General features: G+C 71.8%; 10 protein-coding genes. 6 read left to right on the forward strand and 4 right to left on the reverse strand.

Features of this window, described 5'->3' with window-relative positions; translation table 11 throughout:
• Positions 1–54: 54 nt before the first annotated feature.
• Positions 55–1668, forward strand: a complete 1614-nt coding sequence (locus ACZ6JY_RS16425; RefSeq protein ID WP_469196958.1) for an amidohydrolase — start codon at positions 55–57, stop codon at positions 1666–1668.
• Positions 1669–1796: 128 nt separating this feature from the next.
• Here the strand turns inward: ACZ6JY_RS16425 and ACZ6JY_RS16430 are convergent, their stop codons facing one another.
• Positions 1797–2162 carry a MerR family transcriptional regulator gene (locus tag ACZ6JY_RS16430; protein WP_469196517.1) on the reverse strand — a complete coding sequence of 122 codons (366 nt, stop codon included), beginning with the start codon at positions 2160–2162 and terminating at the stop codon, positions 1797–1799.
• A 301-nt stretch (positions 2163–2463) separates the two neighbouring features.
• Positions 2464–3303 (reverse strand): SDR family oxidoreductase, encoded by an 840-nt coding sequence (locus tag ACZ6JY_RS16435; protein WP_469196519.1) that lies wholly within the window; start codon positions 3301–3303, stop codon positions 2464–2466.
• Between the two features lie 91 nt (positions 3304–3394).
• Between ACZ6JY_RS16435 and ACZ6JY_RS16440 the strand changes: the two genes are divergently transcribed.
• The gene (locus ACZ6JY_RS16440) at positions 3395–3766 is read left to right on the forward strand and encodes a winged helix-turn-helix transcriptional regulator (protein WP_469196521.1); all 372 of its coding nucleotides are present in this window, start codon (positions 3395–3397) and stop codon (positions 3764–3766) included.
• A 373-nt stretch (positions 3767–4139) separates the two neighbouring features.
• Here ACZ6JY_RS16440 and ACZ6JY_RS16445 read toward each other — a convergent pair whose 3' ends face one another.
• Entirely contained in the window at positions 4140–5357 is a 1218-nt protein-coding gene (locus ACZ6JY_RS16445; RefSeq protein WP_469196523.1) for a geranylgeranyl reductase family protein, read from the reverse strand.
• Between the two features lie 336 nt (positions 5358–5693).
• The gene (locus tag ACZ6JY_RS16450; protein ID WP_469196525.1) at positions 5694–12545 is read right to left on the reverse strand and encodes an SDR family NAD(P)-dependent oxidoreductase; all 6852 of its coding nucleotides are present in this window, start codon (positions 12543–12545) and stop codon (positions 5694–5696) included.
• Positions 12546–12966: 421 nt separating this feature from the next.
• Here ACZ6JY_RS16450 and ACZ6JY_RS16455 point away from each other — a divergent pair, with 421 nt between their 5' ends.
• The 4 genes from ACZ6JY_RS16455 to ACZ6JY_RS16470 all read left to right on the forward strand — a co-directional run bounded on the left by ACZ6JY_RS16455 (position 12967) and on the right by ACZ6JY_RS16470 (position 16457).
• Positions 12967–14034 carry a terpene synthase family protein gene (locus ACZ6JY_RS16455; protein WP_469196527.1) on the forward strand — a complete coding sequence of 356 codons (1068 nt, stop codon included), beginning with the start codon at positions 12967–12969 and terminating at the stop codon, positions 14032–14034.
• Positions 14035–14134: 100 nt separating this feature from the next.
• Entirely contained in the window at positions 14135–15196 is a 1062-nt protein-coding gene (locus tag ACZ6JY_RS16460) for a polyprenyl synthetase family protein (RefSeq protein ID WP_469196529.1), read from the forward strand.
• 221 nt (positions 15197–15417) lie between these two features.
• Positions 15418–15861 (forward strand): hypothetical protein, encoded by a 444-nt coding sequence (locus ACZ6JY_RS16465; RefSeq protein ID WP_469196531.1) that lies wholly within the window; start codon positions 15418–15420, stop codon positions 15859–15861.
• Between the two features lie 107 nt (positions 15862–15968).
• Positions 15969–16457, forward strand: coding sequence for a hypothetical protein (locus ACZ6JY_RS16470; RefSeq protein WP_469196533.1), 489 nt, complete (start codon positions 15969–15971; stop codon positions 16455–16457).
• Positions 16458–16465: the final 8 nt, after the last annotated feature.

Here is a 16465-nt window from a genome sequence, read left to right on the forward strand (position 1 = left end):
CCACTCCCACCCACAGCAAGGAAGACTCCTCCCGTGTCACACCCCGCTCAGCCCCTGTCCGCCGTCGCCGACACGATCCTGACCGGCGCGCGCGTCCGCACCCTCGATCCCGGACGGCCGTCGGCGGGTGCCGTCGCGGTCAAGGACGGGCACATCATCGCCGTCGGTGACGAGAGCGACGTACGGGACTGGCGCGGTACGGACACCGAGATCGTGGACCTGGCCGGCGCCACCCTCACGCCCGGCCTGGTCGACGGCCACAGCCACCCATACATGGGCATGGAGATGGCCGCAGGGCTCGACCTCTCCGACTGCCGCGACCTGGAAGGACTGCGGGCAGCGCTGGCCGCGGCGGCCCGGACGACGCGCCCCGGTGACTGGGTCCTGGCGTACGGCCTGGACCACAACGCCTTCGGCGGCCGGCCCGTCCACCACGACCTGATCGACCCGGCCCTCGCCGGAGTGCCCGCCCTCATCCGGCTCTACGACGGACACTCCGCCCTGGCCAGCGGCCCCGCCCTGGCCGCCGCGGGCATCGACGGGCCGCGGGTCTTCACGCAGCGGGCCCACGTCGTCTGCGACCCGGAGGGGCTGCCCACCGGGCATCTCGTCGAGTTCGCCGCCATGAGCCTGATGGATCCCGTACTCCCGCGTGAGAGCGCGGCCGTGCGCGGTGAACGGCTTCTCGGGCTGCTGCGCGACATGGCCGCGACCGGGCTCACCGGCGCCCACGTCATGGACCTCCAGGACCCCGGCGTCCTCGGCCTCCTGGCCGGCCTGGAGGAGAACGGCGAACTGCCGGTGCGGCTGCGCATCGCCCCCTGGTGCATGCCCGGCACGGACGAGGAGGGCCTGGACCACCTCGTCGAGCTGCAACGCGTGCGCGGGCGGCGCTGGCGGGTCGGCGGCGTGAAGTTCTTCATGGACGGCACCGTCGAGGGCGGTACGGCCTGGCTGGAACACCCCGACTGCCACGGCCAGGGCACGGAGGCGTTCTGGCCCGACCCGGCCGCGTACACCCGGGCCGTCCACCGTCTCGCCCGCGCCGGGGTGCGCACGGTCACCCACGCCATCGGTGACGCGGCCGTACGGCACGTCCTGGACACCGTGGAACTGCTCGACGCCCCCGCGCAGCGGGCGCTGCACCGGATCGAGCACATCGAGACGGTGCCGGACAGCCAGATTCCGCGCTTCGCCCGGCTCGGGGTGGCCGCGTCCATGCAGCCGACCCACCTCGCGTACACCCGTGCGGACCACTGCGACGAGTGGTCCAGGCGGGTCGGCGAGGAGCGCGCCGGCCGTGCCTGGCGCTGCCGTGACCTGCGGGACGCGGGCGCGGTCCTGGTCCTCGGTTCGGACTGGCCCATCGCCCACTACGACCCGCGTGAGGTGCTCGCCGCCGCCCGGCTGCGCCGGCTGCCGGGGCAGCCGGAGACGGCGCCGGTCACCGCCGGTCAGGCCCTGACCGGTCTGATGGCCCTTGAGGGCTATACGTCGCACTCCGCGCGCTCGGTGGGCGAGCAGGACGTGGCGGGACGGATCGCCCCCGGGTACCGGGCCGACCTCACGGCGTTCGCCGTCGACCCCGTCACCGCGCCCGCCGACGAACTGGGCGAAGCACCCGTCACGCTGACGATGACCGGGGGCACGGTCGTGCACCGCGGCTGAGCTGAGGCGGTCGTGCACCGCGGCTGAGCGAAGGCGGGAGACGTCGCGCGGACGTGGACGGCACCCCGAAGCCCTGGGCCGACGGGCGCCGTCCGGCGGTCCGTGGCGTGCGGATGAGAATCCCTGGCTCAGCTCGCCAGGGTTTCGCGGTGTGCGCGCGCCACGGCCGTCATGGTGTCGAGGGTGTCCCGGGCCCTGAGCAGGTCGTCGATCTGGGCCGTGAGCCGCTCTCGCTCCTGCGCCAACCGCTCCAGGGCGGCGTCCGAGTTCCGCTCGCTCGGGGAGTAGGCGCAGGGCATGAGTTCGGCGATGGTGCGGCTCGACAGGTTCGCCGCGTAGAGGTCCTGGACGTAGCGGACCCGCTCCGCGTCGTTCTCTGTGTAGTGCCGCTGCCCGCTCGGACTGCGCGTGCTGCTGAGCAGTCCTTGCTCCTCGTAGTAGCGCAGGGACCGCACACTGACTCCGGTGCGTGCCGCCAGCTCCCCGATCCGCATACTGTCTCCTGACATCCGCCGTGCTGGAACCCGTACCCCGCCGAGTATGACCTGCTCCGCATCGGCCGATGTCCTGCGGTTCCGCGCTTGCCGGCGGCGGCCCCGCCGAGGCGGCGGACCTCCCCCACTCCGTCTGCGGCCAGACCTTCGTGCCGGGTGTCCGCCCTTCCACCCATGCATCCGACCTGGCCGCCTGCAACCGGAGGAGCACTGCCCCGCGACCCGCGAAGTCAGCTACGCGGGGCGGTCCTTGGACGTCCCCTCCGGACGGAAGGAGCGGGACGGCGCCGACTTGTCGATGTCAGCGGAACGCGGCGACATTGCGGGCGGCCCAGTCGGCGAAGGAGCGCGGAGCGCGGCCGATGACCTGCTGGACGTCCGGGCTGACGCGCAGCTCGGCCGGGTTCGGGGAACCGAGGATTTCCAGGGTGTCGTCGGCGAGTTCCGCCGGCATGCTCTGGGACATGGCGGCCTTGGCCTCGTCGCGGGTGAGTTCGTGGAACCTCACCGGCGAGCCCAGCGCGGTGGCGATGGCCTCCGCCTGCTGGCGCGGAGTGATCACCTCAGGACCGGTCAGTTCGTACACTCCGCCGATGTGCCGGTCGTCCAGCAGGGAGGCCGCCGCGACCGCGCCGATGTCCGCCGGGTCGATGATCGGCACGCCGACGTCGCCGAAGGGCGCGGCGACGACCTGCTGCGTACGGACGGACTCGGCCCACCACAGGGCGTTGGAGGCGAAGCCGCCCGGCCGCAGGATGGTCCACTCCAGGCCCGATTCCCGCAGCGTGTCCTCCAGCGCGCGCATCGCGATCCGCGTGGAACCGAAGGGCCTGGTCACCACGCCCAGCGTGGAGAGCAGGACGACCCGGCGGACCCCGCTGTCCGCGGCTTCGCGGATGATGTCGGCGGGGCTGGCCCCAGCGGCGTGCAGGTCGCCGGAGAGCAGCAGGAACAGCGCCTTCGCCCCGGCGAGCGCGGGCTTGAGGCCGGCCGGATCGGCCAGGTCGGCCACCACGTGGCGGACGCCGTTCGGCACCTCCGCCGTGTGCCGCGACACGGCCGTCACCTCTTGGCCGGCCTCGGCCAGCGCCTGCGTCAACGGTCGTCCGATATTTCCGGTAGCCCCGGTCACCACGATCATGGTCAGCTCCTTGTCAATTGTCCTTTGCGGGCTTCAACTTAGGGACGCGGGCCATCCGCCGTAAGGACATACCCCGAGGTAAGCTCATGACATGGTGGAAGGCGTGCAGCGCACAGGGGCCGAGGAGGGGCAGCGGTATGACGTGTTTCACACCGACTGTCCCGCGCGCAATATGGTCGACCATGTGACCAGCAAGTGGGGCGTCTGGGTGCTGATCTCCTTGCGGGGCAACAGCCTTCGGTTCTACGAGCTGCGCGAGAGCATTCAGGGGGTCAGCGAGAAGATGCTTTCCCAGACCCTGCGCGCGCTGGTCGAGGACGGCCTGATCTGGCGGGAGGTCGAGCCGACGACACCGCCTCAAGTCACGTACGGGCTGACTGAGTTCGGCCAGGAAATCGGCGAGCCGCTGACGGATCTGCTCGACCGGGTCACGCGGCGGCTGACGCCGAGCAGCGTCGCGTAGCGGGGTTCCCGACAGGGGGGCGCGGCTGGGGCGGCCGGCGACAGCGGCGCTCGCCTCACCGAAGACCGGAGCGGTAACCGCTCGGCGTGAGCGCTCTGCTCGGGCGGCCGGGCCGGTCGAGTCGGTCGGGTCGCTCGACCCGGAGGGCGGGTTACTCGGACGGGACCGTGTCCCGGGAGTGTTTCGGAGCGGCGCGTCGGCCGCGGGCGGTTGACCTGCACATTCACGTCTCCGACCGGCGCCCGCCGGCCGACCTGTCCGCGGTCCACGCCGCGGCCGCCGAGGGCCGGTTGCCCGGCAAGACCGTCATTGTCCACGCGTCGCGCCGCGTTGGAAGGGCTCGTCGGTCACGCTCTGTACGGCGGCGGCGTGATCAGCGCGGTCTCGGGGACCCCAGCGGCAGCCGGGTGGCCAGTGCGGCGGCTGCCCGTGCGAAGGGGGTGGACATGATCCCGGCGACGCTGGTGTGACCGGCGAGGTAGGCGTCGAGGTGGCGCCACGCCGGAGGCAGGCGGGTCAGTGCTGTGTGGACGAGACCGGGGTTGCGGACGAAGAGGTTCATCAGGGAGCTGCTGGCGCGCATCTCGGCACCGAGGATGACGTCGACCTGCTGTCCGTAGTGGTCCGTGACCGCGCTCGTTTCCTCTTCGGCGGCGGTGACGAGGCGGGCGGCGGCGTGACCCGCGAGGTCTCCTGAGCGCAGGGCGTAGGAGATGCCTTCTCGTGACCAGTGGTCGACGAGGGCCGCGGCGTCACCGGCGACCAGTACGCGGCCGCGGGCGAGTGGGGAGTCGGGGCGGCGGCAGCGGGTGAGGTGGCCGGTGTCGTGCAGGGGGCGGGGGCCGAGAAGTCCCTGGCGTTCGAGGAAGTCCTCCTTGTAGGCGCGCAGGGCGGCGGGGTTGCCACGGGCGGCCACCACTCCGGCGGTGCAGACGTCGCCCTTGGGGAAGACCCAGCCGAAGGAACCCGGCAGCGGCCCCCACTCCATGAGGGCACGGCCTCGCCAGCGTTCGGCCGTCCTGTCGTCGACCGGTACCTCTGCCTCCAGGGCGAGGTCGACCTGTGCGCACTCCACGCCTACGTACCGGGAGACTCTGCCGGCGCTGCCGTCGGCGCCGACGACGGCTCGGGCGCGGAGGGTGTCGCCGCGGTTGGTTCTCACCGTCACGGTCGCGCCCTGTTGTTCCAGGCTGGTCAGCGTGGTGCTGTCGCGGACCTCCGCTCCTGCGGCGGCGGCAGCCTCGGTCAGTGCCGCGTCGAGTTCGCTGCGGTAGACCATGGCGCACGTCGGGGACGTGGAGTCGAGGGTGCGTTCTCTGCGGCCGTTGAGGGTGAAGGTGAACTGGCCGGCCGTGTCGTGGATGTTCAGGGGCAGGCCGGGAGGAAGGGCGGCGAGGGACGCTCCGATGAGGCCGCCGCCGCAGGTCTTGTAGCGGGGGATGGCGGCGCGCTCCAGCAGCAGTGTCTCGCGGCCGTTCTCGGCGGCGACGCGCGCGGCGGTGGCGCCGGCCGGACCGGCTCCTACGACGATCACGTCCCAGATGGCAGGTGCGCGGGCAGGGGCGGGGGCGGGGGTGGAAGGAGGAAGCATGCGGTGCTCACCTAGGGGTTGGGAAGGCGGACGGATGATTGCTGCCAGCCGGGGGCGGCTGGGCGGTGCCGTGTCGGGTTCGGGTCAGGGTCCGGGCCGTCGCAGGGTCTGGCCTGGCGCGGGTCTGGCCTGGCGCGGGTCTGGCCTGGCCCGGGTCCGGCCTGGCCCGGGTCCGGCCTGGCCCGGGTCCGGCCTGGCCCGGGTCCGGCCTGGCGCGGTGCTGGCCTGGCGCGGTGCCCGGGCCGTCGCGGTGCCCGGGCCGTCGCGGTGCCCGGGGCACCGAGAAGCACGCGTCGGACAGCGCTCCGGGACGGGCGGGCCCCGAGGGAAGCCGGTCTAGGTGGCGGTGGGTTCTGTCCCGGGCGGGGTGTCGTCCGGTCCTTGCTCGGGGGCGTCGTCGGGTCCCGGCTCGGCGCCATCGCCCGGCCCCTGCCCGGCAGCATCGTTCGGCCCCTGCCCGGCGCCGTGACCCGATCCCCGCCCGGCGGCATCATCCGGCCCCCGCCCGGCGCCGTCGCCCGGTCCAGGCTCGACAGCATCATCCAGCTCCCGCCCGGCAACATCATCCGGCCCCTGCTCGGCGGCATCGCCCGATCCCCGCCCGGCAGCATCATCCGCCCCCCGCTCGGGATGGAGGCGCCCCAAGAGGTAGCGGGTGAGGGCGGATGCCGTTGGGTGGGTCCACATCACCGTGGTGGGGATGTCCAGGGACAGTTCGCGCTGTAGGCGGTTGCGCAGGGCGATGGCCATGAGGGAGTCGAGGCCGAGCGTGACCAGGGACGTGTTGGCGTCGAACCGGTCCGTGCCCAGGCGCAGGACCGCGGCGATGTGGCCGACGACCTCGGGCAGCAGCGTCCGCTGTCGCTGCTGGGGATCGTCCGCCTCCCGCAGGGCCTCCAGCAGGGCGCTGCGGGCACCGGCGTGATTCGGACCCGCCACCGGGGCGGCCAGCTCGGCGAAGAAGGCGGTGCGGGCGGTGGCGGGGTAGGAATCCAGCCACCGGGGCAGGTCGACAGGTGTGTAGGCGGTGCGGTCGCGGTCGTGGGAGAGGATCCGTTCCAGCGCGGCGATGCCCTCCGCAGGCGTGATCATGGCGTAGCCGCGCTCCTCCATCCCGGCGCCGCGGCCGACCTCCGCCCACGGCCCCCAGTTGACGCAGACGGCCGGCAGCCCATGGGCCCGGCGCCAGGAGGTGAACTCGTCCAGCCAGGCGTTGGCGGCCGCGTAGGCGCCCTGCCCGGGGTTGCCCAGCAGGGAGGCGGCGGACGAGAAGGTGACCCACCAGTCCACATCCTGGCCGTCCACGGCGTGGTGGAGCAGCCAGGCTCCCGTCGCCTTGGGGCGCCAGACCTTCTTCAGGAGTGCGGAGGAGAGATTGGCGACGGTGGCGTCCTCGACGACGGCCGCGGCGTGGACGACGCCGCGCAGGGGGTGACCCGTGGCCAGGGCGGCCGTCACGAGTGAGTCGGCGACGCCCGGTTCGGCGAGGTCCCCGCTCACGACCTCGACTCGGGTGCCGAAGTCCTCGGTGATGGTGTCGAGGGTGGTGCGGGTGGCCGCCGTAGGGGTGCTGCGAGAGGTGAGCACCACGGCGGCGGCCCCGCGTTCGCCCAGCCACCGGGCGACCAGGAGTCCCAGTCCGCCGAGCCCGCCCGTGACCAGGTAGCTGCCGTCGGACCGGACGACGGGGACGTCCTCGGGACGTACGGGCAAGGTGTCGGTGCCCGAGGCGGGCCAGGTGAGGACGAGTTTGCCCGTGTGCCGGGCGGAGGCCATGGTGTGGAACACCGACGCCGCCTCGGCGACGGGATGTGCGGTGACGGGCAGCGGCGGCAGGGTGCCTTCCACGAGCATGCCGGTGAGTTCGCGGTAGCCCTCGGCGAGCAGGTCCGGGTCCTGTTGCATCATCATCAGCACGTCGACGCCGGTGAAGGTGACGTTGTGGCGGAAGGCCAGCAGCCCCAGCCGGGTGTTGGCGTAGATGTCCCGCTTGCCGAGTTCGATGAACCGGCCCCGGTGCGCGAGCAGATCGAGGCTCGCGGACTGCGCCGGGCCTGTGAGGGAGTTGAGTACGACGTCGACGCCTCGTCCCTCGGTGACGTCGCGCACCCGGTCGGCGAAGTCCAGGGAGCGGGAGTCCATGACGTGCGGGACGCCGAGGCCCCGCAGGTACGCCCGCTTGGCCTCGCTGCCCGCGGTGGCCAGGACCTCCGCGCCACAGGCCCGCGCGAGGTTCAGCGCGGCCAGACCGGTGCCGCCGCTCGCCGAGTGGATGAGCACCCTCTCCCCCGGCCGGACCCGGGCCAGGTGCCGCAGGGCATACCAGGCGGTCAGGTACGCGCACGGCAGGGCGGCGGCGTCCGGTGTGGTCATCGCGTCCGGCACCGGCAGGAGGCAGTCGGCGCGGACGGTGGCGAAGGAGGACATGACCGCGGACTGGGCCCCCTCCACGAACATGGCGGCCACACGGTCGCCCTCCCGTACGTCGCGGACGCCGTCCCCGACGGCGGTGACGACGCCCGCACCGTCGAAGGCACAGACGTCGGGGCGCTCCTCGCCCGCGCTGAAGCGCTGGTAGACGCCCATGGCCTGGAGGACGTTGATGAAGTTGACGCTGGTGGCGTCGGCCCGGATCTCGACCTCGCCCGGTCCGGGCAGGCGGCGCGGCTGGGCCACGAACTCGAAGGAATCCAGGTCGCCGGGCCGGGCGAGCCGCAGCGCCACCCGGTCGCGCCCATGGGCGGCCGTGATGTGGCGGCGCTCCCGTTCGTCCAGCGGGGCGTTGCGCAGCCGTGCCAGGTGCCGGGTCCCGTGCCGGTAGGCGACCTCGTCCTGTTCGTCGGGGCAGGACAGCAGCTCCGCGGCCACTTCCGTGACGGGCGTCTGCGAATCGAGGTCCAGGACGCTGGGGCGCAGTTCGGGGTGCTCGTAGCTCAGGACCCGCACGAGCCCGCGCAGACCGGCCTGCGCCAGGTCCGGCCGGTCCTCGGGGGTGACCTGTTGCGCGGCGTGGGTGAGGGTCCACAGGCGCGCAGGCGCCCCGCTGTTCGCGCTCCGCGTGAGTGCGCGGGCCGTTTCCGCCAGGCGGGCCACCTGTTCCCGCGCCCGGCGGTCGGGTGACACGCCGCCGGGTCGGGTGCCGGACGCGGGCAGGTACACCACGGCCCGCGGCGCCGCTACGTCGGGCACGGACGGCTGCACGGCCGCGGTGTCGTGCTCCGGGGTGCTGTCCGCGGTGTCGTTCCCCGGGATGCCGCCCGCGAAGTCGTCCCCCGGGATGCCGCCCGCGAAGTCGTCCCCCGGGGTGCCGTCCGCAGCGAGCGTCCGGATGTCCACGGTGGCGCCGCGCTCCTTCAGGGCCTCCCCCAGTTCGGCCGCGTACGCCTCGCGTCCGTCTTCCGCCAGGAGGGTCCAGCTCCCGGGCTCCGTGTCCCGCGACGGGCGTTCAGCGGGCTCCCATGACGTCCGGAGCAGCCGGTTGGCGAAGCGTTCCTCCGTGCTCTCGGCGGGCACATGGCGGAACTCCACTCCGGTGGCGTCCGCGGCCACGGCCCCGTCGTCGGCCCACAACCGGAAGTCGGCCGTGTACCGGTCGCCGTCCACCGACCGGAGGGTGACCAGGCAGTATCCGCTGAGCGGAACCGTCCCGTACAGCCGCAGCTCCTCCACCCCCCGGGGCAGGATGCCACCCGCAGGCACACTGCCGGTGCGCAGTACGGCGCCCGCGACCGTCTGAAGGCACGTGTCGAGCGCGACGGGGTGGCAGTGGAGTGCCTGTGCGCCGGCCCGGCCCTCGTCGGGCACCTGAAGGCGCGCCAGGAGGCGGGCGCCCGCACGGTCGGCCGGTGCCCCGTCGGTGTACAGGGCTTGCAGGCCGAGGAACGGCGGGCCGTGGTGCACGCCGCGTTCCTCGCGCATCTGCCGGTAGACGTCCGCGGTGTCCACGGCGTACGGGAACTCCGCGAGCAGTTGCTGCAAGTCGCAGCCCTCGGGGACGGGTTCGCCTCCGGGCGTGAGGTGCAGGACTGCCTGGGCGTGCTGGACGGAAGTGCCGTCGGCAGCCGTGCTGACCACCCGCCAGCGGGCGGCGTCCGGACGGGACGTCTCGGCGGTGGCGGTGACGGACGTGCCGTCGGTCGACGGCAGCAGCAGCCGCTGGAGGTCGATGTCCGTGACGCGCAGGCGCTGCGGACCGGCGGTGTACAGGTCAGTGGCGGCGGCGACGGCCATCTCGCACAGCGCGGCACCGGGCACCACGGCCACGTCGTTGACGCGGTGCGCGTCGAGCCAGGGCAGGGTCGTGGGGGTGACACGGGTCTGCCACAAGTGGCGGCCCTCGCCGTCGGGATCCGTGGTGTGCGGCCCGGTGAGCGGGTGCGCGGAGGGGCCGGAGCGGGCCCCGGCCGACTGCCGCAGTGGGGAGGGGTCGACGACGTACCGCGTGCGTTCCCAGGTGGTCGTCGGTACGTCGACGAGGGCGCCGTCACCGTAGCGTTCCGCCCAGTCCAGCGGATGGCCCGCGCAGTGCAGCGCCCCCACATGGGTATGGAACGCCAGCGCGTCGTCGGTGTCGCGCACCAGCGAGGGCACGACCGCGGTGCCGGTGTGGCCGTGCGCGGTGAGCGTGGCCTGCACCGGGTGGATCAGCACCGGGTGAGGGCCGATCTCGACGAACAGCCGGTGCCCGTCCTCGGCCGCGGCCCGCACCGCGTCCGTGAAGCGCACCACCCGGCGGAGGTTGTCCGACCAGTAGCGGGCGTCGAAGGCTCCATGCTCGCGCGGGTCGTCGGTCACCGTGCTGTAGAAGGCCGTTTCCGGCGACCGGCCGACGACGTCGGCGAGCGCGTCGGCGAGGTCGGGCAGGATGGGGTCCATGTGGGCGGTGTGGGAGGCGACGTCCACCTCGATCACGCGGACGCCCACGCCGCGAGCGTCCCACTCCTCGGCGAGGCTGCGGATGCGGTCGGCGTCGCCGCCGACGACGGTGTTCTCCGGCGACGCGACGACGGCGACGGTCACCCCCCGTACGTCCTGTTCCGCCAGGAGACGTTCGACCTCGGCGTGTCCCAGGGCGACCGACGCCATCAGGCCCTGCCCCGCGGTCCGCAGGATCAGGCGGGAGCGGCGGCAGATGACCCGTGTCCCGTCCCGGACGCTCAGCGCTCCCGAGGTGACCGCGGCGGCGACCTCACCCATGGAGTGGCCGATCACGGCGGCAGGTCGGACACCGTGGGAGCGCCACATGGCCGCCAGAGCCAACTGGATGGCGAAGATCACTGGTTGCACCCGGTCGAAGCCCCGCACCACTTCGGGGTGGTTCAGGATCTGCCGCAGAGAGAGGCCTGACTCCTCGGCCACGAGCGGTTCGATTTCGTCGATGACCCGGGTGAACTCCGCGTCACGGTCCAGGAGTTGGCGGCACATGCCCGCCCACTGCGATCCGTGTCCCGAGAAGACCCACACCACGCCCTCTCCGGCGCCCGGCACCGCCCTGCCGGTCGCCGTGCCTGCGGAGAGCGCGCCCCCGGCCGCCAGTTCCTCCAGTCGCGCCACCAGTTCCGGCCGGCCGGCGGCGACCACGGCGGCTCGTTCCCGGGCGGGTGAGCGCCGCACGGCCAGCGTGTGCGCCACATCGCCCAGCGGGACCTGCGCCCCCTCACCCCGCAGCCACTCGGCCAGCCGACCGGCCGTACTCCGAAGGGCCGCGGGCGTGCCCGCGGAGAGCGGGAACACCCGCAGGGCTTCGCCGTCCTGGGCCGGGCCGCGCTCCGCTGCGCCGTCCTGGGCCGGGCCTGAATCGCCGGACGGAGACGGGCGGGGCACGCGCCGGGCCGGGGAGCGGGCAGGAGGCTGCTCCAGTACGACATGCGCATTGGTGCCGCTGATGCCGAAGGAGGACACCGCGGCCAGTCGGGCGCCGTTCCGCACCGGCCACTCGGTCGAGTCGGTGGGCACGAACAGCCGGGTACCGCTGGGGTCGATCTGCGGATTCCAGCTGTTGAAGTGCAGGCTGGCCGGCACCATGCCGTGCCGCAGGGACGCGACGGCCTTCAGCAGACCCGCCACGCCCGACACCGGTTCGGTGTGGCCGATGTTCGTCTTCACCGAGCCCAGCGCGCACCGGTCGCGGCCCTTGCCGTAGACCGCGGCCACCGCGCCGAACTCGATGGGGTCACCCACCGCCGTGCCCGGGCCGTGCGCCTCCACCATCCCGATGTCACCGGCCTCGACGCCCGCGCGCTCCAGCGCCATGCGGTACAGATCGATTTGCGCCGGCTCCGAGGGCGCGCTCAGCCGCGTACCCCGGCCGTTCTGGTTGACCGCCGTGCCGCGCACCACCGCGAGCACCCGGTCCTCGTCCCGTACCGCGTCCGACAGGCGCTTGAGCACGACCACGCCGCAGCCCTCTCCGCGGACGTACCCGTCGGCGTCGGCGTCGAAGGCGTGGCAACGCCCGGTCGGGGAGAACACGCCCCACAGCGCGGGGGCGATGACCCCCTCGGGCCCGAGGGACAGCATGGCCGCCCCGGCCAGGGCGACGTCCGTCTCGCCGGTCCGCAGGCTCTGGCAGGCGGTGTGCACCGCGACCAGGCCGGACGCGCAGGCGCTCTCCACGACGACCTGGGGCCCCTTCAGGTCCAGCATGAACCCCACGCGTCCGGGTCCGATGCTGTCGAAACCGGTGTACATCGCATAGGCGTTGACCTCTTCCAGAGGCCGCTGCACGCGCAGCATGTAGTCCTTCTGATAAATGCCGAAGAACATGCCCGTGGGCGTGCCGGAGAGCCGTTGGGCCGGGATTCCGGCGTGCTCGATGGCCTCCCAGGTCACTTCGGACAGCAACCGGTGCTCCGGATCCACCCATGGTGCTTCCTGTGGGTTGATTCCGAAGAACTCCGGCTCGTAGGCGTAGACGTCGTCGTCCAGGAAGCAGCCGTAGCGAAGCCGGTCCGCGACCTGAGCGGGGAGACCGGCCAGTTCCGCCTGACCCCACCGCTCTCCCGGCACCTCCCGCACCGTTTCTCTGCGCGCCATCAGCAGACGCCACAGCGAGGTGAGGGAACTGACCCCGCCCGGGAACCGGCACGCGGCCCCGACGATCGCGATCGGCTCGTCCTGGCCGGCGCCGGGCTGTTCGATGCCGGACTGTTCGACGCCGGACTGTTCGATGCCGGGATGCGCATGCATGGGCGGTCCGTCCTTCATCACGAGGAAGCTGGGAGGCAGCCGGGTTCTGGCCCGCTCACCGCCACGCCCTGGGACAGAACTCACAAGGCACCAACCATTTCGACATTTGGCCGGACGGCGCGCCAAGGGGGTACAGACTGCGAGCGGTAGTGCGCTGTCGAGCGCGAATGCCTCAATGCGTTCAATTCAGCCGCTCAGGTGACCTCTTGAAAGGTCGGCCAGCTTCCCGCTGCCAGCCCACTCCGATAAGGTGACTTGGACAAGAGGACTTAGATTTACACACCATCGGATAACTTATTGTCGGATGAGCCGGAGAGCCTTTTCACCTGTTAGGTAGGTTTTCATTCAGAGACCTGTCCATGGAGCGTGCCGGGTGCCAGCCTGGAGTGGCAGTACCTGCGCTCTACGGGAAGGGTCATCCGTGGTCGATTCTCTGGTCGCTGCCGAATTACCCCCCTACTTCTGCCCGCTGGAATCCCGCGCCCACCCCCACGCCCCGTCGATCGAGCGGCGGGCCCTGGAATGGGTCCGCGCATGCGGTATGTGCGCGACCGAAGACGAGTATCGGCGGATCGCCGCTTCACGGAGTGTCGATTTCTACGGCCGGTTCGCTCCCGGAGCGGACGACGACCGCCTCCTGGCCACGTCGCTGTGGGTGTACTGGGGCTTCGCCTTCGACGACGCCCGATGTGACAACGGACCACTGAGCAGGCGGCCGTCCGCGTTCAACGCGGTGGCCGGACGTGTGCAACGAGCGCTGGAGGCGCCGACGGCCCGCGACGACGGCGAGCGCTTCATACCGCCGTTGCAGGACATCGCCACCCGCTTCCGTTCCCTGGGCACCGCGACGCAGTTCCAGCGTTTCGCCGCGGCACACCGGGCATGGCTGTCGGGCGTGTGCTGGCAGGTCGGGAATTACGCCCATGGGCACATGCCGCAGTTGGACGAATACCTCGCCATGAGACTGCTGTCCTCCGGCGGTGAACCGACTTTCGCCATGCTGGAGTTGGCCACCGGTGCCCAGGTGGAGGCAGCGGAGATGCACCGCCCCGCGGTGCGGGCCCTGACGGAGATGGCCATCGCCGTCGCCGCCCTCGACAACGACCGGCATTCGCTGCGCAGAGAGCTCGCCAGCGGCCAGGGCATGAATATCTACCGTGCCCTGACGCAAGGAACGGGCATGTCCTTGGCGGAGGCCGTCGGAGCGGCGACCGGCGTGCGCGATCGTATTCTGACGCGCTTTCTGGACCTTCAGGAGCGAGTACGGATACGGGCGAGCACTGAGCTGCGGACCTACCTGCTCGGCCTGGGTCACGGAATCCGGGGGAATATCGAATGGGGACTGCGCGTGCCGCGCTATCTCAGTCCGGATTCGGACTCCGCGGGCGCGGACGAAGCACCGCCGAGGTGGGCGGACACACCCGCGTACACCGGCAGTGGCCCGGTGCCCGTGCCCTCCGTCGCCTGGTGGTGGGACGACCTTGCCTGACCCGGCAGCCGTAAGGCACCCGCCCGGTCCGCGTCCGGTACGGCGCAGGCGGTAACGGCGCCCTCCCGTCCAGGCGCACCGAGACAAAGGATGTGAACGCATGACTTCCCTGTCCACGGTTCACGACGAACGCATCGACGACGTGATCGACCGTTGCCGTCATCTGGTCCATCCGGCGCTGCGGTCGGTCACGGACCGGCTCCACCCCCGGACCGGCCTGATGGCCCGCTACTCCCTCGGGTGGTGCGACGCGGACGGAGAACCCCACGCCGGCGACCGCGGACGTACGGGCAAGGGAATCCGGCAGGTCCTGGCGATCCTGGCAGCGGAATCCGTCGGCGGCCGCGGCCAGGACGCCGTGCCCGCCGCGGTGACGGCGGAACTCATACACGCCTTCAGCCTCGTGCACGACGACGTCATGGACCACGACGAACAGCGCCGGCACCGCCCCACCCTGTGGAAGGCGTACGGCGTCGGACCGGCCGTCCTGGCCGGTGACGTGCTGCTCACCCTCGCGATAGAGACCGCGACCCACTCCACGGGGGACCGCTCCCCGCAGGCCCTGAGTCTGCTGTGCGGCTGCCTGCGCGCACTGATGCACGGGCAGACCGAGGACCTGGACTTCGAAGAACGCCCCTGGCACGGCCCCGGCGCCGTGACCGCCGCGGAGTACCGGACGATGGCGGTGAACAAGACAGGCGCTCTGCTCGGCATGTCCGCCGCGCTTGGCGCGCTGCTCGCCGGTGGCAGCCCGCGGCACATCGAAGCCTTCGACACGGCCGGCCGCGAAATGGGCCTGGCCTTCCAGATCATGGACGACGTCCTGGGAATCTGGGGCGACCCCGCCCGGACGGGAAAGCCCGTCGGCAGCGACCTGCGTCGGCGCAAGAAGACGTTACCCGTACTCAAGGCCCTGGAGCGGGGCGGTCCTTCGGCACGAGGGCTGGCCGAACTGCTCGCGGGTCCGGACGCCCTGACGGATACGCAGGTGACTCGGGCGACCGAGCTGATCGAGGACGCGGGCGGCCGCGCTCTCGTCACCGAAGAGGGACATGCCGCGCTCCGGCGGGCGCGGGAAGCGCTGGCGTCCTTGTCCCTCCACCCCCGCGCCGGAGCGGAACTGACCGCTCTCGCGCACCACCTGATCGAGCGAGCCCACTGAGTACGCCAGGTGTGAGCTCGGCCCACCGCTTTCCCCCCGGATCGATATGACTTTCCGCGGATAATACATCCAGAGAAAAGCAATCCGGCCCCGCAGAAAAAAATCGCCGCCCTCTCCGGAATTTATCAGGACGCAGTAGGGAATGCTTATCGCAACACCCGTCGAATCACCCCGAAGGCCCACATGTCCGCCCGGGCCTCGGCCGGAGAAAAGGGAGTGTCATGGCCGACATCGAACAGATCGAGATCGAAGTGCTGACCGGCGATGAACCGGACTCGGGCACGGATGCCCTGGTCTATCTGGGCATCGGAGGGCGCGAGTTCCTGCTCGACAACTACAACGAGGACGACTTCCGCCGCGGAGACAGGAACTACTTCAGGCTGGGGCGTGACAGCACGGTCACGCACCCCGCGGAAAACGACCCGGCCGCACCGCAGTTGACCCTCGGCGACGTGGACCGCTACCCGGTGTATCTGCGACTCAACGCGCAGGTCGAGCGCGACGACTGGCTGCTGGACAACGTCTGGGTCACCGTTCGCGCCGACGAGCGGACCCTCCGGTACGGCCGCTTCGCGCTCGACGGCTCGGGAGTTGACCACACCATCTGGCTCGGTATCCGCGCCGGACTCGTCCTCCACCTGGAGGACCAGCGATATACCACCTGAACCCTGGTGGCCACGCGGCGATCGAATCGCGCAGCTCGCACCAGATCCCGGAATAGGGCCGTCGCGTAAAACCGATCGGACCTCGGAAACCCCGAAAGGAAAGATGAATGGGTAAAAGCACGAGCGACACCCTCAGAGACCTTCTCGGTGGCATCACGGATGACCTCAAGGAGGCATTCGATGACGTCATCGACTACGACGATTACGGCAGGCGCAGGGGTGGGCGGCGACGAAGGAGGGACGACTACTGGCGGGACCGTGAGGACGACGGCCGCTGGCACGACCACGACCACGACCACGATCGCTGGCGCCAGCGCGAGGACGACGGCCGCTGGCACGACCGCGACCGCGACTACTGGCGGGACCGCGACCACTGGCACGACCGCGATCGCGACCACTGGCGGGACCGTGAGGACGACGGCCGGTGGCACGGCCGGGACCGCGATCGCCGGCGGGACCGGGGAAGTGGCCGTCGATCCGTCGAGGACGACGGTGACGACTCCAGGGACCGGCTCCCCCGGGCCGCCGCTGATTTCCCCCGTCAGAGCCGCCGGAGCCGGCGGGGCGAGAGGGGTCAGGAGTCGCGGCGGACGTGACGTCCCGG

It is taken from the genome of Streptomyces sp. NPDC046335, from assembly GCF_055587985.1.